Genomic DNA, 16,269 nt, shown 5'->3' on the forward strand with positions numbered 1-16,269 from the left:
CCCGCGGAGCGGGATATGCCCCGGCAAGCCGGGGCATAGAGCGCGAATTGCGCAAGCGCAATTCGAATTCCGGCGCAAGCGCCGGAATGGAATTCCGTAAACGGAATTCCGAAAGGAAGTCAATTCGCGCAAGCGCGAATTGAGGGCACCCGCGCAAGCGCGGTCGCCTGGGCTGGCGACAGGGGGAGGTGCATCACGTGCGGGCCTGTGTAGGGCTTGGGATTCCCAGCCACCACTCTCGCACCGAATGTGACGGACCATCGGCCTGACGGGGTGCCGGCTCCACCGCAGTGACGGGCTCCGCTGCGCTCCACCCGAACCCCTCCCTTATGCTCGAACCCGCCCTGACGCGTTCACCAATGCTCCGTCAGCATACAGGAAGACCGGCCGTCCGTGGGCGAGATTGAGTCATGTATCACCCTGGGGAGCGAAGTTGGCGCGCGGGTGATGCATCACGGGTCGCCACTGTGTAGAGTCTGGGAACAGACACCACACCCCAGCGCCGCGCACCTCGCGCCGGGATTCCCTTTATGATTACGCGCTGCTTTCGCGAAAAGGAGAACACGGGGCATGGCCGTGAAACTGCGTGACCACCAGATCGAGGCCGTTGCCGCTATCGTGCGCGGCTTCGATATCCCGTCGGGTGGTATTCCCTGGAACGGCCTTCGCGGGCAGGTGCATGCCGCGTGTGGCACGGGAAAGACGATTATTGCCGCCGCGTCGGCAAAGCGGATTGTGCCCAAGGGGCGCATTCTCGTTCTGGTGCCGACGCTGGATCTCCTGGCGCAGACGGTGAAGGCGTGGCACGACGCTGGGCACAAGGGGCCGGCGGTTGCGGTGTGCTCGCTCCAGGACGACCCGGAGCTGTGGAGCATGAAGGTGCGCTCCACCACGAACCCGGTGCAGTTGGCGCTGTGGCACGGGCAGGGGCCGGTGACCATCTACGCCACCTATGCGTCGCTGGGGGTGCTCACGGAGGCGTTCGAGGGCGTCTACGGGCAGCAGTTGGCCCCGGTAGACCTTGCGGTGGTTGATGAGGCGCATAGGACTTCCGGTTCGATGGGTAAGGCGTGGGCGGACGTCCACGACCAGGCGAAGATCCCGGCGTTCCGGCGGCTGTACCTGACGGCCACGCCGCGGATCTGGGAAGAGCGGCTGAACCGCGAGGTTGCCGAGGGGGTGCGCGACCCGCTGCCGCGTGAGATGGCGGCCTCCATGGACGACGAGAAGGTCTTCGGGCCCGTCCTGTACAAGCTCTCGCTCGCGTCGGCCGTGTCGCGCGGGTTGCTGGCGCGGTACCAGATCATCGTCCTGGAGCTCCAGGACCCGGTCGTCACGCCCGAGCGGCTGATGGGCGAGGAACGGCACACGGAGGAAGTCCGCGGGCAGCGGCTCGGGGCGCTCCAGGCCGCGCTCCTGCACACGATGGCGCAGCATGACCTGTCGACCTGCATCACCTTCCACCACCGGACGATAGAGGCACAGGCGTACGCGGAGGGCCTGGAGCGCGTGGCCGCGAAGCTGCACGCCGACCAGCCGGAGAAGTACCCCGCTCGGATCTGGGCGGACTGGCTGTGCGGCGAGCACGTTCCCGAGCGCCGGCGGGGAGTCCTGGGCAACTTCGGGACCACGGCTCTGCGTGCAATTCTTTCGAATTGTCGCGTTTTGGGTGAGGGTGTGGATATTCGGGCCGTGGACTCGGTGGCCCTGCTGGACCCCAAGGGCGCGCCGCACGACATCGTCCAGGCCATCGGCCGGGCACTCCGTCAGAAGCCGGGACAAGGAAAGGTCGCCTCTTTGATCGTGCCGGTTTTTCTCCAGCCCGGAGAGCAGCCGGAAGATATGTTCACGTCGGGATCGTATCGCCCTTTGGTGAAGGTTCTTGAGGGCCTTCGGGCTCACGATGAAGAGGCCGTGGAATTGCTCGCGATTCCACAGGAGCCGCAGAAGGACGTCGCTCAGCCGTCCCAGCACATCGGTTCAGCGCCCGAAGATGACGAGGAAGAATCCCGTCTGCTGCTCCGTTTTGCCGCTCCGCGTGACCCGGTGATGGTCGCGGACTGGGTGTCCTTCAACGTGATCGACACGGAGAAGCAGGACTGGGCGCGCGGCTGGGCGGCGCTCAAGAAGTTCACCGAGCGTGAGCTTCACGCCCGAGTCCCATATGGGCATAAAGAGGGCAATTACCCCCTTGGGCAGTGGACGGCAGAACAGCGACGCGCTTACGGCGCGGGGCAGATGACCGGCCTGCGCGCCCGGCGGCTGGAGAAGCTGGGCATGGTCTGGTCGCTGGCGGATGAGCGGTTCCAGGAGAACCTGGAGGCCGCGAAGGCGTACTACGAGCAGCACTGGAGCCTCTGTGCTCCGAGGTCCGCCGTGGCCCTGGACAGGCCGGTAGGACAGTGGTTGAGCAATTTGCGCCGTCCGGGTGCGCTGGACGATCACCCCGAGTGGAAGACGGCGCTGGAGGCCGTGGACGAGGACTGGAACCCGGACTGGCCGGCGGAGTGGCAGAGGCATTACGCCGCGCTGCGCGAACTGGTGGCCGGCGAAGAGGGCCAGGCGGAGGTTCTGCCCGGGTTCACGGTTCACGGCATGGACATCGGGAAGTGGCTGGCCCGGCAGCGGACGCCGAAGGTCTGGGAGGCCCTTCACGACGGGCAGCGCGGGCGCCTGGAGCAGCTCGGCATCACGCCGCTGGCTCCGGAGCCGGAAGAGCCCGCGAAGCCGTCCATGGCGCCCGTGAGTGCCTTCGAGAGGGGCGTTGCGGCCCTGGCGCAGTACAAGGCCCGGGAGGGCTCTGTGACGGTCCCCAGGGGCCACGTAGAGGCGTTGCCGGACGGGTCGGAGGTGAAGCTCGGGGTGTTCCTGTCCAACACCAAGAGCCGCCGGGCCAAGCTGACCGTCGACAAGCTCGCCGCGTTGGCCGGCCTCGGGCTGGAGTGGGCGGCAGCGGAAGGAGCAGCGTGATGACTGCGCCCGAGGAAGAGCGGCGTGTGCAGGAGGCCGTGCGGCGGCATGTCCGCACCAGCGCCTTCGCGGAGGCGGAGAAGGTGATCTCGGCTCTGATGTCCGACCCCGGGGTGCAGGAGGCGCGGGCACAGGTCGAGGCGGCGGAGACGGAGCTCGGCATGGAGCTGCGGGCCCAACTGCAGCCGTTCCAGGACCGCTACGACCAGGCCGTGCGCGACGGCGACGCGGCCCGGCTCACCGGGATCTGTCCGGGCAAGCACGGCCGCTGGGGACGGATCTGCGTCTTGGGCGACGGTCACGAGGCCTCGATGGAGGAGCCGCATTGGGGGCGTAACAGCGAGGGCCAGCCGATCGCGTGGGTGGGCAGTGCACCCGACGACTGGTGAGTGGCGGATGACGCTGGCAGGCAGGACCCCGGGGCGCGCGGGCGGCCCGGGGTCCTTCGCTGTCCGGGGCCAGCGGCGTCGTGCCCCAGGCCCTACACGCACTTGAGTGCGATGCCGTGGGGTTTTGAACTGCGGCATCGCACTGGTGTGCGTGTAGGGCCTGGGATCTTGGGGCGCTCCCCCTGCCGAACTACGTGGCGGCCGGGGCGGGTTCGGTGAGGCGGTCCAGGCGCGTGTAGAGGGCCCGAACGAGGCGGGCGCGGTTCTGGACGCAGTGGGCGGTGCCTTCCAGAGGGGCTGCCAGGCGTCCGTCGGCTTCGCGGAGGACGACTTCGGCGAGGGCGCCGCGGCCGTCGTTCTTGGGCAGGGCGGCGGCGTGGTGGCGTACGTCGGCGGCCACGGCGCGGGCGTGCCCGGTGAGCTGGAGGGCGATCTGCTCGTAGTCGCGGGGCGCGAGGTCCGGGTTCTTCCATGCGAGGACGGCGGTGACGAGTGCCTCGTGCGGGGCGCGGTCCAGGGGGAGGTTGGCCTCGATCAGGCCGCGCGGGTCGTAGAGCACGGTGTGGGTGTCGCTCATCGGGCGCCCGCCGCGTCGTCGTCCTGGCCGTGGTCGTCGGTGTCGGCGTCGGGGGCCTGGACGGCGAGGAAGCGGGCGTAGCCGCGGTCGGCGCGGGCGATCAGCGCCGGGGAGGGCCGGCCGAAGGCGGGCGGCTGGGGGCCGGGGCCTTGTGGTGCGGGTCCGGCGGGTGTGGGTGCGCTCATGGGCACCGCCTTCTGTTGCTGGGTGCGTCGGTGTCGTTCGACGCTACGGAGGCGGCGGGCCGTTCCTCAACGAGATTGCGGAGAATTGCGGAGGTTCACTCCAAGGCGTCGATCGCGGCCTGGATGCGCCCGCGGGCGGCGTCGCCGTACACGGCCATCTCCGCGAGTCCGGTGAACGCCTTGGCGTAGTCGGCCAGTTCGCGCGGCTGCGTCACGTTGATCTCTGCGGTCAGCGTCTCCACCACGGCCTGGACGTCGTCGTGGAGGTAGAACGCCTCGAGCGGCCACACCGTGCGCTGGGCGGTGAAGGGGATGACCCCGAGGGACACGGACGCGAGGGGCATCACGGCCAGGAGGTGGCGCAGCTGCCCGCGCATGGCGTCGGGGCCGGCGGTGCGGAAGCGCAGGACGGATTCCTCCATGAGGACGACGAAGCGGTGGCCGCCCTCGTAGAGGAACCGGGAGCGGGCGACCCGGGCGGCGACGGCCTCGGTGACGTCGTTGGGGGTGCCCTGGAAGGCGGTGATCTGCTCCATGAGGGCGGTGGCGAAGCCGGGCGTCTGCAGGAACCCGGGCGGCACGTTGGAGAGGTACGCCCGACAGACGCGGGTGCGCTCGTACAGGGCGTAGAAGTCCTCTTGGACCTTGCGCATCCCGGTGCGGTGCAGGCGGCGCCATTCCAGATACATGGAGTCGACTGCGCGGGCGGTGGCGATGAGGTCGTCGGCCTGGTCGTCGGCGCCGCAGGCCGTGCACCAGGTGCGGATGTCCGCGTCCGAGGGCGGTGCCTCGCCCTTTTGCAGGCGGGTGGTCTTCGCGGGGTGCCAGCCGCACCGGGCGGAGAGTTCCTTCCCGGTGAGGCCGGCGTCCTTGCGCAGGTGCTGCAAGCGCACGGCGAGCGCTTCGCGGGCTCCTTGGGCGCTGGATGAGGGGGAGGCGGTCATAGGGCGGCTCAGGGGGTTCAGACGGTGTACTTCTCGTGGGGGATGCCGCGATCCCACACGGTCTCGAACGCCGTGGCGCACAGCCGCACCGCAGCCGGGTCCTCGGTGAACTCGAAGCCGGGGTTCGCCCAGTCGCCGTCGCCGGTGAAGTAGTGGAACACGGCCAGGCGGTCGTCGATCAGCCAGAAGTCGTTGCCCGGCAGAGGGATGTCGGAGGCGTGCCGCCTCGGCAGCCAGCGCACTTGTTCGCCGGCGCCCAGGTTCAGCGGGGTCACGGCGTGCTCCCACCGGATGTAGTCGGTGACCGGCTCGGAGACGATGCGGGCGCGGCGCATGACGACGCCCCTCGCGAGGGTGTCCTTCACGATGGCGAGCCACTCGGGCCAGAACGAGGCGGTGGGATCCAGGGTGATCTGGCCGGTGCGGGTGAAGTGCTCGATCTCTTCGACCTCGTCACCGACGCCGTAGACGTCGCGCATCTCCAGATGCACGGCCGTGTGCTGTGCGCCGCCCAGCAGTTCAGCGAAGTCGGGCACGCTGTTCTGCGACATCACAGGCCTCCCTCAGAATCGACACCATGCGGGCGGGAATCCGGATCACCGTCTCATGCGGCGGGATCCCCACCTGATGGCCGGCGACCCACTCGGTTCCGCTCACCTGTGCCTTCAGCAGTTCCTCGGCTTCCTCGCCCTGAAGGACCAGGTCCGCGCTCTCCTCTTCGACCCACACCGTCGGCGATCCACCACCGCCGGTGTTCGGGTCGATCCCGACGAACCGTAACGTCATGACCGTCTCCCCTGTCGAGCTGGTTGCGGATAGTTGCGCACCGACCGTCCCGCGCCGCTACGGCAGCGGTCAAGGCCCCGGGTGGGTTCGATTCCTCGCCTCCGATTCGAACGATCCGACTCGGATTCGAGTCACGCGGACCCGGCTTTTGTAGGGACGCCCGTGCGAGGACGTTCCCTTCAGCAAGATGGTCTTGTTGGGCACTGTTGCGGCTTGAGAGGGGATCAGATGCCTACAGGAGTGGCTGTCGTGTGCGACACCGACGACTGCTTCGCCGTCTACCTGGCGGTGGAGACCGGCGACGACGAAGACGCGCGCTCCGCATCCGTGGTCTCGCAGCTGGCGCGCGACGCTGCCCAGGGCGAGGGGTGGGTGGTCAGCTTCGGCTTCCGCCAGCCGGTGATGACCTGCCCGGGCTGCGCGGACGGCCGGGGGCCGGTGCGTGAACGCGGGGACTGCCGACGGTGCATGGGCCGCGTCGACTCGGAGTCGAAGTGCGTGTACTGCCTGCGCCAGATCGAGCCCGCCCAGGACGGGGAAGGCTGAACGCTCCATCCGGGCCCCGGGGGCGATGGCTGTTCCCCCGGGGCCCGTGGCGTGCCCGGCCCGGGGTCAGGACGTGTCGGTGGAGCCGATGGCGCCGCGGGGACGGTTGCGTGCCCAGCGCTTGAGGTCGCCGACGCGGTAGAGAAGTTCGGCGCCGCGCTTGCCGACCGAGCCGGGGAAGTCGGGGTCGTTCGCGCGAGCCCAGCGCAGGGCGGCGAGCGTGATCTCCGGCAGGTGGTCCTGCTGAGCTTTGCGCAGTCCGACCACGGCGTCATCCGGGTCTGCGGCCGGGGCCGGGTTCTCCGGCGACGTCCCCGTGGTGGCGGCCGCGACGTGACCGTGGTCGGCGGTCGGCTCGGTGGCAGGTGCGGGCGTAAGGGCCTGGGCGCTGGTGCTTCCGGCGTCGGTGATGAGGTTTGTGGCCGGGGCGTCAGGGACGGGCGGCTTCTCCAGGGCCGGGCCGGTTTGGCCGTTCGCGTGGACGCCGGACATCGCCCACTCGCGGGCCTCCGCGTTCGACAGGTTCAGCACCTGCGTCTCGTGAGCCCGGCCGCGCAGGACGACTTGGACGCGGCCGGGATGCTCGGTCGGCATCGGGATGGGACTGACCTCGGGGACCAGCATCCGCCAGGCGTTGAGCGTGTAGCGGACCAGGATCCGGGTGGAGAAGTTCTCGCGCATCTCCGGCCCGCCGATGGCGCGGGCAGTGGCGGACTGCGCGACCAGCAGCACGTGCAGGCGGACCTGGCGGCCCATGAACAGGATCTCGGCAAGCGCGTCGACGGCCGGGGAGTCCTTGGGGTCGCCGCTCTCCCGCGTCTTCGCCCAGTACCGCTTGAGCTGCGTCATGGTGGCGTTGACCTCTTCGAGGAGGATCACCAGCCGCGGGCCCACCCGCCAGGGCTCGCGCTCGAGGACGTCGTCGCCCAGCTGCTCCGCGAGGCGGATCCGGCGCCGGCCTTCCTGCGCGAGGTGGATCAGGGCATCGTGGATCTCGGCGATGTCGCGGCAGTAGGTGAGACCGGGCACGCCACGCGCCCAGGTATGGGAGATCCGCTTGAAGTCCAGGACGAACGCGAGAGCGCCGTTGTGGACGAACTGGCAGCAGATGCAGCGCAGGATGGTCGACTTGCCGCCGCCGGTGCCTGCGGAGATCAGGACGTGCGGGGAGTCGGCGTCCAGGTCGACGCAGACGGCCCTGCCGCCGGATCCGACGCCGATGACGGGTGCGGACTCCTTGGCCTTGGCCACCAGCTCCCGGATCTTGGGGTCCTTGAGGAGGGCCTTCGCCGGGGGCTTGCGGGTCTTCTTCACCAGCACGTACGTCTCGCGGCCGGCGGTGTGCCAGGAGAACGTCACGCCCTCCAGGGCGAGCTTCTCGGTGATGAGGTCGGCGACCAGGTCCTTGGAGAAGTTCAGGCGTCCCGGCACGTCCACGCGTATCTCCGCGTCATCGTCGGAAAAGTTGCGCGGGATGTGGAGGTAGCGGCGCGGATCGGTCTGCTCCGGCAACCTGAGCGGCAGCACGAGCGCTTCGTGCAGCGGAACGACCCACTCGCGCATCAGCTCCCGACGCTTGCGTGTCAGCAGCCCGTACGCGATGCCGCCGATAGCCGCGGCGCAGCCCGCGCCGATCCCGCCGGTCTCCAGGGTGGCGAGGGTCGCCTCCCGGTTCTCCCAGAGGTCTTGGGCAGTGGCGAAGGTGGAGTCCTGGTTCTCCCACAGGGCCCGGTAGCCGGTGGTGCCGGTCGCTCCCAGGGCGCTGACGCGGAAGATCAGACGCTGCCACCCGGCCCGGTACGACGAACGAGCCACGCGGCCTTCCACCTTCGGCAGAACACGGTTGCCGGAGTGCCAGAACGTCGCGTCGGTCCGCTTCACTCCGTCCATGTCCCGGCCGCCCAGGAACCGGCCGATGCCGAACATGAGGACTTCGGCGGTCTCTTCCACCTGCTTGTCGAACTTCGTCTGCGCCATCGGCCGTGCCCTTCGGTATGCGTCCCGGCACCTCACACCCGGAAGCGGACTCCGACGCTAAAACGGCGGGCCTGTGGATAGATCCTGGCGAGCCCGACCCCCGACCCATCCGAAACTTTAGTTGTCACGCGATCGGTGCGTGATCTATGGTTGTCGCATGACGGACATGTGGGATCTCGACAGCGAGGCCATCGAGGAGCGAGTCGCCTTCCGGGCGCAGGTGCGGGATCTGGTGTGGCGCGAGACGAAGAGGCGGATGCGCTTCCTGGGCTTCAGCGAGCAGGAGGGCCCCGCCACCCCGAACGCGCTCGCTCCTACCTCTGCGGCCGCCAAGGCCGTGCACCTCATGTATTTGGAGGTCGCCACGGAGGTCGGCAACGCTGCGCGGGAGCTGGCCACCGATGCCGCCACCCGCGCCGGCCGGGCTGCCGCCTCCTACGCGGACCTGGGTGAGGCTGCTGGGATCACCCGGCAGGCCGCACGCAAGCGGTGGCCCGACGCCGTCGGCACCTACTGGACCCTGTACACCCTCACCGGCAAGAGCCGCCCGCACGGCATGGCCGTCAAGGTGTTCCGCAGCAGCGGCAAGGCGATCGAGGCCGGCCGCACCGCCGTAGACGAAGGCGCGCTCGCCGACGACGGGGCCGTGGGCGCCACCGTCGTCAACTCCACCCACGAGGCCGTATGGGCCTGCTACTTCAACGATGGCACGTGGGCCCCGGAAGAGATCACCCTGCCCGAGAACCTGCAGACCGTGCCCGCCGCGGACAGCCCCGAGCACGGGGACTGGCTGCACAAGTGGGACCAGTTCATCACCCGCAACCTCTGACCGCCCGCCGGTCACACGCCGGGCCCGGACCTCCTGCGGGAGGTCCGGGCCCGGCTGCTTGTCTGTCGTTCGTCAGGAGGCGCTCTCGATCGTGACGGGGACTTCCAGCGGGACGGTCCACTCGCTGCCCTGGGACCTGGCGGTGATGCTCAGACGTACCGGCTCGTTCGCGTAGTCGGCCTGCCAGACGTCCATGGTGGTCGCCGACCACGACGGTGGTGAGGTGGGGGTCAGGCCGAACCGAGTCCACTCGCCGACCGCCAGCTGCTGCGCGGCGACCGTGCGGCCGGTGTCGTCGCGGCCGTCCGCGCTGAACTTCCACGGTCCCCAGATGTGCGCCCGCACCGTTTCGGGAGATTCGGTGCCTGCGAGTTGGGGCCCGTTGCCCCGGTGGGGGCTGTCGTTGCGGATGGACACGGTGATCTCCACTACGTCGTGAGACAGCAGCCCCGGCGGGCCTTCGAGGTGGACCCGCAGCGTCGCGGTGGAGCAGGCCTCGTTCGCCACGATCGTGCAGCGGAAGTCCGGGGTGAGATCGGTGTGCAGGCGCTGCTGCTCGATTCGGGACATGGTCTTGGCGGCCTTGTCGGAGTTGCGCGCCGCCTTCCAGGACCCAACAGCAGCAACAGCAGCAACGATCGCGGTAACAAGGGCCAGAGCCGCGATCGTGTCGGTGGTGGTCATGAGGCAGGACGCTATCCGTACACCGAGCATGTGGACTGGGTGCCAGACACAATCGTCGGGCCTGGTCCTCTGGTGGGAGGGCCGGGCCCGACGATCGTGAGAGCGCCGCCTCAGCGGGTCTCGGTGTTGCCCTGCGGCTGCACAGCCTTGTTGAGCGTGGGCGTGTCGCTCTTCTTCTCGGTCCCGATCATCGCCGGATTGGTGAAGGCGTCCACGAAGTCGGGCTGAGGCGCCGGGGCGGGGGCGGAAGCGGGGGTGGGCTGACTACTCCCCTGATTCTGTGCGTCGCTCATGGGGTCAAGTGTGCAGCAGCAGTGCGACAGTCGACAGGCCAAGTCCCACAACCAGCGTCGACAGGCTGACCGCCCAGTACCGGGCCTTCATCTCATGACGCCGCTGGTTCTCCTCGAAGATCGACGCCCGGGTTGCCGCCAGGGCGGCCAGTGCTTGGCTCTTGGGGAAGCCGACGTTGTCGGTGAGAATCACGCGGGGCTCCAGGTCCTTGTGCTCCGCCACGCGCATCGTCTGCACTCCCGCGAGCAGGGTGATGGCGTACGCGGCGAAAGCACAGTAGGCGAGGACGTCGTGGTGCTTGTGCGTCGCCAGGAACTGGGCGGCGGTGGCCGCGAACCCGATCAGGAACACCGACTTGGTGTCGATCTTCGCCAGTGAGTCCGATTGACGCGTCAGACGTGCGGCCACCTCGTTGTTGAGGAGCTCCAGCGTGTCTTTCTGCGCCTCGAGTTCAGCCGGTGTCATCGCCATGCCGAGAGCTTATGAGCCTCGGGCGGTATCGGGGTCATGGCGACCAGTCCCCTTCCTGCGTGACGGCGGGCGCTCGGCACCGACATGCTGGGGTTATGGATGACACCCTGCTGGACCGGCTGGAGACGGCGCTCAACGAGCTCAACGGCACTCCCCCGGACCGCACGCGCTTCACGAACGTCGACGAAGGCGTGCTCCAGGTCCTGGTCGACGCTGCCGAGCGCGCCGTCCGGGCACAAGCCCAGGTATGGGCGCTCGTGGAGGCGACCGCCGACCCCGAGCCCTCACTGGTGATCTGGCGTGCCCGCAGGGTTGATGATGTCCGGGCGACCGGTGAGGAAGCCGAGCGCGCCGACGCCCAGATCCGGGAGAACACCGCCGAGGCCGCGCGCACCCTCGCCCAGTCGCGGCGTGAGGCGCTCGACAGGGTGAGCCAACTGGTCGACGAAGGCCGCACGCGGCTGCAACAACAGGTTCAGCAGGCCGAAGCCGAGATCGCTGCCGGGCCGCCGCCCCGCCCGAGGCTCTTCTGACGACAGCCGTGGCAGTCCGGCCGGGATGTATGCGTGGCGCGGCGTTGTGGCGGCCGCGTCGGCCCGGCTCGCTCCTCCTGTTCGACGGCTGCCCGCAACAGCCGCCCGCTTACCGTAGGGCGGTGACGACGCCTACGGATGACACGGTCGGAACCGAGCCGGTGCCTGTGCGGGTCGTGCTGCCCGCCGATCCGGTGTTGGGGACCGAGCCGCAGGAAGTCGTCGCGCGGCTGTGGAAGCGGCGGCAGACGGAAACCGGGTGGGTCTATCTCGTGGGGTTGCCGTCGTTCCGAGACCGTGAGGACGGCGGTGTGGAGGCCGCAGAGTACCGGGTGTGGGTGCGCGCCCCCGACCACGTACGGCCGGTCGACGGCGTCGACTACGACCAGGTCGTCACCGAGAAGCTGGAGCGGTCACCGCAGGCGGTGGTCCGTGAGGTCCTCGGGGAGCGCCGGCCTTCGGGGTGGGTGCTGGCGAAGGTGCGCGACCGCGGCCCGGCCCGCTCTGTCCTGCACGCACCGGACTGCGAGGAAGCACCGCAGGGTGCGCCGCTGCTCGATGTGGACCGCGCCCTGGACGCGGCAGAGCACCCGGGCACCCAGCTGTGCACGCTGTGCGGAGCCGCGCAGGAGCTGACGCCGCTGCTCCGTGGCTTCGACCACATCACCGACTCCGCACCCGCCGACTCCTGACCCCGGCCGCCGCACCATCGGCGGCCCTGGCGCGGCGGCCCCGCCCGGCGCGCAACCCGGCGAGCGCGCCCCGATCCCCGGCTGCGTCCGCGCCGCCCATTCCTGCCCTCCCTCTCCTCTAACTCCAGCCAGAGCATGGGCAAAAGCGGTCGCAACGGGGATGTCAAAGGCCCGACCACGCCCGTACGGTGGGGGTGACCTGCACGGATGCGGCGGCGCCGGTGGGGCTCGCGCAAGAGAAGTCGCAAGAGATGCCGCAGGAGAAGGCGCAAGGGTTGGCGCAGGAGATGGTGCCGCGCGGCGAGCCGGAGCACGGTTCGAACAGCAGTACCTTTGTCTCGTGGCAGCTTCGTACGACTTCCCCCAGGACCTGACCGACGCGCAGGACGAACTCCGTCAGGTCCGCGCTGATCTGCAGACGGTCTACCGGCGGGTGCCGTGGTCGGCCGAACCGCTGGACGCGTGGGAGACGCACGAGAACGCCTGGCGGCCCGCCTCCCGTCCCGCCTCCCCTGGCTGGGATCCCCAGGACGCGGCGGAGATCGCCCGGCTGCGGGCACGGGAAGTCGAACTCGCCACGGCGATCGTCACGCACGCGTACTGGAGCGAGTTCGCCCCGGGCGACGTCCTCACGGCCCGTGACGCGCTCAAGCGCCACCACGAGCAGCAGCTGGCCGACGCCTCCAGCTAGCCGCCGACCGCTTCCCCGGCCGCCGCACCGTCTGCGGCGCTGGCGCGGCGGCCCCGCCCGGCGCGCAACCCGGCGAGCGCGCCCCGATCCCCGGCTGCGCCCGCGCCGCCCATTCCTGCCCCTCCCACTCCTCAACTCCAGCCAGGGCATGGTCGAAGGGGGTCGCAACGGGGATGTCAGCAGCCCGACCACGCCGTACGCCTGCGGTGACCTGGGCGGACTCCAGGACGCGGTGCCGGTCTGCGCAACCTCTACCGCAACACCCAGCGCAACACTTCGCGCAACCTCTACCGCAACTCCTAGCGCAACACGGGGCCTTACTCGGTCGGGTGAAGACGCCAGGATCGGAGAACTTCTGCGGGCCCCGGCGCGTAGTGCCAGGCATGAGGCAGATCACTGACGCGCACGTGGCAGAGCCGGGCCTGGCTGTGGTGGAGATCGCGGCCGCCGATGACGCAACCGCCTTCGTCATCCAGGAGCTGCTCGCCGCGCGGTGCGCCATCGCGCCGGCGGACCGTACGACCCGGGAGCCCGGCGAGCCGGGCGTGCGGTTGCGCTGCTATCTGGACCTGCGCCAGGAACCTGACTCCGAGCACCAGGCGGTGGGAGAGCCGGACCCGGTATTGGGCTGACCAGCTGTGGACGCCGACAGCGGCCCCATGGTCGGGGCTGTGGTCGGGGGTCCCCCTGGGGTGCGACCACAGGCCCGACCATGACCGGTCCGGCCGTGGCGCTCACCCGGGCGGCCGATGGTCAGGGGGGAAGGCATGGTGCGTGACGTGGACGCTGCCCGAGCCGATGCTGGCCACCCCCGTGCCTACCCCTGCCCTGCTGCCCGGGTGGGCGGGGGAGCCCAAGTGGGACGGGTTTCGGGCCCTGGTCTCCGTCGACGCGGGCCGGGTGGTGCTGCGCTCCAGGCGCGGCACCGAGATGCTCCCGGCGTTTCCGGAGCTCGGGACGGGAGCCGCGCAGCTGCCGGACGCGACGGCGATAGACGGCGAGCTGGTCGTATGGGATGCCGCGGGCCGGCTCGCCTTCGAGCAGCTGCAGAACCGGCTTCAGCGGCGCGGTGCCCGGGCGGCCCGGGCCGCTGGCGAGTGGCCGGCCTACTTCGTGGCGTTCGATCTGTTGCGGCTGTCCGGGACCGACACGACGGGATGGCCGTATCGGCGGCGCAGGTCCGCCCTGGAGTCCGTGTTCGCTGCCCGCCGCCTGTCGGCGCCGTGGGTGTTGTGCCCGTCGACCACCGACCCGGACACCGTGCGCGAGTGGCTGACGTGGGCGTCGGTCGGAATGGAGGGCGTGGTCTTCAAAAGGCTGGACGATGCCTACCGTCCCTCGAGGGGCTGGCAGAAGTACAAAGTGCACGAGACCACGGAGGCGATCGTCGGCGCGGTCACCGGCTCCCTGACAGCTCCCCGCAGTCTGCTGCTCGGCAGGTACGACGACGACGGGCGCCTGCAGTACACCGGCCGCACCACCACCCTCACCCGGACGGCCAGCACTGCGGTCGCCGGACTACTCGCCCCGGCGCAGCACGATCATCCGTGGACGGGCTGGTCGTTCTCCGCCGGGTGGGGCAGCCGCGAGACGCTGAACGTCACGCTGGTGGAACCGGAGCTGGTGGTGGAAGTCGGCGTCGACGTCGCCCGCGACGCCTCCGGCCGGTGGCGCCACCCCGCACGCCTGCACCGCGCCCGCCCCGACCTCTCCCCCACCGACGTCCCCCAATGACCACGCCACCGAACTGACGGCGGCTGCGGCAGCACAGCCGGGGGCGACCATGCCCCGCTGACCAGCCGTGGTCGGGCTCATGGTCGGGGGCTCCCACCGAGCCGACCACGCCCGCCGGTAACCGGCGCAGAGCGTCTTCAGGCAGCACTCCACTGGTGTGCGCGGCCGCCGCGCCACTCGATCCACCGGTCATCGTCCAGGATGCTGTCGGCATCGTGGATGCCCGCCCCTCGAGGAACACCACCAGGTCGTGATCGCTGTAGGCGGTGCCGAGGATTTCGTCGCGGCCGTGGGAGTGCACGGTCACCCTCCGGCCTCCCGTGTCTGCGGGCGGGTGTACGACGATCGGCGTGCTGCTCACGCTTCCCAGCGTGCATCCGACAGGCCGGCGCGGCGAGCCGCAGCAGTGGTCAGGGCGTATCGCCGGAGTAGTAGAAGCGGCAGCTGACGCCGGGGCCGGGTGTGCGGGGCTCGCCGGGGCGCGGGTCGTACAGCGACCGCCCGCCGGGGAACTGCCCGAGCTCGGTGGACAGGGCCACCACGTCGTCGACTTCCACGGTCCGCCATCCGTGGATGTCCAGCAGCAGACCGTCCAGCGGGCCGCCGACCAGTTCGGCGTAGGTCCGGTGCGGGAGCGGGCCGGGGTGGGGGTCGTCGTGGTCGCGGCCGTAGACGCGGCCGTTTCGCAGCTACTCATCGCCGTTCATCCGACCAAGCCTTCCAGCCGCCACCGACAACGAGAGCGTGAAGACGGCGGTGGGCCCGGCCCGGTGGAGGCCGGACCCACCGGATCACCGTGCCTTCGGCAGCGCGGCCAGAGAGCAGCGGTCCTCGCCGCGGCCGTTGCCGGCAACCCGCCACACCGACCCATCGGCCCCGCTGCGGGTCAGCAGGGGCAGGGTCGTCGTCGCCACCGTCATCCGGTAGTTCACGCCCCCGACGCGGCGGGCGCGGTCGTGGAAGGCGGCCTCCCTCGTTGCCGGGGCCGCGCGGCGCGGGGCGGGGGCGAAGACGAACAGCACCGGCGGGAAGGGCCTCTCCAAAGACGGCCCGGCGTAGGTCTCCTGCCAGTGGCTGCGCGGAGCTCGGGCGGCGTTCCCGCGCCCGGACGCAGGCGCGTTGCGGTAGGCGTCGTAGCGCTCCAGCTTGGCGACCAGGCGGGCGTAGGACATCGTGCGGTCGATCTCCACGAACGCGCTGGAGCTGTCGTTCAGGAGCACCACGCCGTCGGGCACCAGGTTCCCGGCCGGAGTGGGGTGGGCGACTTCCACGCGCCAGTCGGCGTGGTCGGCCATCTCCGCCTGGTGGAAGGCGATGACGGTGTCGACCAGGGCGAGGCCGTGCTCCCGCAGGCCCGTCTTGCTGGCGGCGATGCGCTTCCCGGTGGCGTGGCCGGCCCTTGGTGCGAGTTCGCCGGAGGCGGCGGCTTCGGCGAGGCCCGCCGGAGTGCAGTACCAGTAACTCTGCTGGGCCCGGTTGGTCCGGCCGACCAAAGCGGGGGATTCGGCGAGCAGGTTACGCAGCGCACGCCGGACGTGGTCGGTGTCCTGCTGGTGGGGCAGCAGCAGCGCCTTGAGCTGGCGGGGTGTGGCCAGGCGCAGCTGAGCGAGGGTGAGCAGGACCTCGCCGCGGATCTCCGCTCCGGCCTTCGCCGCCGCCTTGCGGGCCCGGGACGCTTCTCCAGGTACATCAGTAGTGGGAGAAGAGGAGTTGCAACCGGCCGGGGCGGGTGAATCGGGGGTCTGATCAGCGACAACGGTCAGACGGCGGCTCGGGGCTGCGGGGCTGGGAGCGGGGCTTGCTACAGGGCTCGCAGTGGGGCTCGCCGTCGCAGCGGTGTCCGCCGGGGCCGGCGGAGTGTGCGGGGTGGGTGCGGTGGTCATCGCGTCCTCGGGATTCTCCGGCCGTACGCGGCCGGATCGGTGACAGGTCCGGCCCGCACGCGAAGTGGTGCGGGCCGGGGCCAC

20 protein-coding genes and 1 pseudogene are annotated in these 16,269 nt (G+C 70.2%); 9 read left to right on the plus strand and 12 right to left on the minus strand.

Annotated features, from left to right (window positions below; all coding sequences use genetic code 11):
- The first annotated feature begins 570 nt into the window (after nt 1-570).
- Nucleotides 571-2,970: a DEAD/DEAH box helicase gene (locus BG482_RS29190; RefSeq protein WP_069772162.1), complete on the plus strand. Its 2,400-nt coding sequence runs from the start codon at nt 571-573 to the stop codon at nt 2,968-2,970.
- On the plus strand, nt 2,970-3,359 hold the full coding sequence (locus tag BG482_RS29195; RefSeq protein ID WP_079142274.1) for a hypothetical protein: 390 nt from the start codon (nt 2,970-2,972) through the stop codon (nt 3,357-3,359). Before BG482_RS29190 ends, BG482_RS29195 begins: the two co-directional genes overlap by 1 nt.
- Nucleotides 3,360-3,549: 190 nt before the next feature.
- On the opposite strand, the gene BG482_RS29200 is transcribed toward BG482_RS29195, so the two are convergent.
- The 5 genes from BG482_RS29200 to BG482_RS41570 form a co-directional block, all read right to left on the minus strand.
- Complete coding sequence (locus BG482_RS29200; RefSeq protein ID WP_069772163.1) at nt 3,550-3,936, minus strand: DUF6415 family natural product biosynthesis protein; 387 nt, start codon at nt 3,934-3,936, stop codon at nt 3,550-3,552.
- On the minus strand, nt 3,933-4,121 hold the full coding sequence (locus tag BG482_RS29205) for a hypothetical protein (protein ID WP_069772164.1): 189 nt from the start codon (nt 4,119-4,121) through the stop codon (nt 3,933-3,935). The genes BG482_RS29200 and BG482_RS29205 overlap by 4 nt, the downstream gene beginning before the upstream one ends.
- Before the next feature lie 95 nt (nt 4,122-4,216).
- Complete coding sequence (locus BG482_RS29210; RefSeq protein ID WP_069772165.1) at nt 4,217-5,065, minus strand: helix-turn-helix transcriptional regulator; 849 nt, start codon at nt 5,063-5,065, stop codon at nt 4,217-4,219.
- A 17-nt stretch (nt 5,066-5,082) separates the two neighbouring features.
- On the minus strand, nt 5,083-5,616 hold the full coding sequence (locus BG482_RS29215) for a DUF6879 family protein (protein WP_069772166.1): 534 nt from the start codon (nt 5,614-5,616) through the stop codon (nt 5,083-5,085).
- A complete protein-coding gene (locus tag BG482_RS41570) occupies nt 5,585-5,851 on the minus strand; it encodes a hypothetical protein (protein ID WP_079142276.1) in 267 nt (88 codons plus the stop codon). Before BG482_RS41570 ends, BG482_RS29215 begins: the two co-directional genes overlap by 32 nt.
- A 249-nt stretch (nt 5,852-6,100) precedes the next feature.
- Here BG482_RS41570 and BG482_RS29220 point away from each other — a divergent pair, with 249 nt between their 5' ends.
- Complete coding sequence (locus tag BG482_RS29220) at nt 6,101-6,397, plus strand: hypothetical protein (protein WP_256096502.1); 297 nt, start codon at nt 6,101-6,103, stop codon at nt 6,395-6,397.
- 66 nt (nt 6,398-6,463) lie between these two features.
- Here BG482_RS29220 and BG482_RS42900 read toward each other — a convergent pair whose 3' ends face one another.
- Nucleotides 6,464-8,374, minus strand: a complete 1,911-nt coding sequence (locus tag BG482_RS42900) for a helicase HerA domain-containing protein (RefSeq protein ID WP_069772168.1) — start codon at nt 8,372-8,374, stop codon at nt 6,464-6,466.
- Between the two features lie 157 nt (nt 8,375-8,531).
- Here BG482_RS42900 and BG482_RS29230 point away from each other — a divergent pair, with 157 nt between their 5' ends.
- Complete coding sequence (locus BG482_RS29230) at nt 8,532-9,203, plus strand: hypothetical protein (RefSeq protein ID WP_141746668.1); 672 nt, start codon at nt 8,532-8,534, stop codon at nt 9,201-9,203.
- 72 nt (nt 9,204-9,275) lie between these two features.
- On the opposite strand, the gene BG482_RS29235 is transcribed toward BG482_RS29230, so the two are convergent.
- From BG482_RS29235 to BG482_RS29240, 3 genes are all read right to left on the minus strand, one after another.
- The gene (locus BG482_RS29235) at nt 9,276-9,887 is read right to left on the minus strand and encodes a hypothetical protein (RefSeq protein ID WP_141746669.1); all 612 of its coding nucleotides are present in this window, start codon (nt 9,885-9,887) and stop codon (nt 9,276-9,278) included.
- A 110-nt stretch (nt 9,888-9,997) separates the two neighbouring features.
- Entirely contained in the window at nt 9,998-10,180 is a 183-nt protein-coding gene (locus BG482_RS44155) for a hypothetical protein (protein ID WP_176741488.1), read from the minus strand.
- 4 nt (nt 10,181-10,184) lie between these two features.
- Nucleotides 10,185-10,652: a hypothetical protein gene (locus BG482_RS29240; protein WP_256096503.1), complete on the minus strand. Its 468-nt coding sequence runs from the start codon at nt 10,650-10,652 to the stop codon at nt 10,185-10,187.
- Between the two features lie 95 nt (nt 10,653-10,747).
- Between BG482_RS29240 and BG482_RS29245 the strand changes: the two genes are divergently transcribed.
- From BG482_RS29245 to BG482_RS29265, 5 genes are all read left to right on the plus strand, one after another.
- On the plus strand, nt 10,748-11,185 hold the full coding sequence (locus BG482_RS29245; RefSeq protein WP_069772171.1) for a hypothetical protein: 438 nt from the start codon (nt 10,748-10,750) through the stop codon (nt 11,183-11,185).
- A 161-nt stretch (nt 11,186-11,346) separates the two neighbouring features.
- The gene (locus tag BG482_RS29250) at nt 11,347-11,877 is read left to right on the plus strand and encodes a DUF6233 domain-containing protein (RefSeq protein WP_069772172.1); all 531 of its coding nucleotides are present in this window, start codon (nt 11,347-11,349) and stop codon (nt 11,875-11,877) included.
- A gap of 340 nt (nt 11,878-12,217) precedes the next feature.
- Nucleotides 12,218-12,568, plus strand: a complete 351-nt coding sequence (locus BG482_RS29255; protein ID WP_069772173.1) for a hypothetical protein — start codon at nt 12,218-12,220, stop codon at nt 12,566-12,568.
- A gap of 383 nt (nt 12,569-12,951) precedes the next feature.
- A complete protein-coding gene (locus BG482_RS29260) occupies nt 12,952-13,200 on the plus strand; it encodes a DUF6207 family protein (RefSeq protein WP_069772174.1) in 249 nt (82 codons plus the stop codon).
- 142 nt (nt 13,201-13,342) lie between these two features.
- Nucleotides 13,343-14,302, plus strand: coding sequence for an ATP-dependent DNA ligase (locus BG482_RS29265; RefSeq protein WP_079142280.1), 960 nt, complete (start codon nt 13,343-13,345; stop codon nt 14,300-14,302).
- Between the two features lie 137 nt (nt 14,303-14,439).
- Here the strand turns inward: BG482_RS29265 and BG482_RS45445 are convergent.
- The 3 genes and pseudogenes from BG482_RS45445 to BG482_RS29275 form a co-directional block, all read right to left on the minus strand.
- A pseudogene (locus tag BG482_RS45445) lies at nt 14,440-14,663 on the minus strand (hypothetical protein).
- Nucleotides 14,664-14,712: 49 nt separating this feature from the next.
- A complete protein-coding gene (locus BG482_RS29270; protein WP_256096509.1) occupies nt 14,713-14,991 on the minus strand; it encodes a hypothetical protein in 279 nt (92 codons plus the stop codon).
- Nucleotides 14,992-15,093: 102 nt separating this feature from the next.
- On the minus strand, nt 15,094-16,185 hold the full coding sequence (locus BG482_RS29275; protein WP_069772175.1) for a replication-relaxation family protein: 1,092 nt from the start codon (nt 16,183-16,185) through the stop codon (nt 15,094-15,096).
- Nucleotides 16,186-16,269: the final 84 nt, after the last annotated feature.

The sequence above is a fragment of the Streptomyces sp. LUP30 genome (assembly GCF_001746365.1).
Taxonomy (GTDB): domain Bacteria; phylum Actinomycetota; class Actinomycetes; order Streptomycetales; family Streptomycetaceae; genus Streptomyces.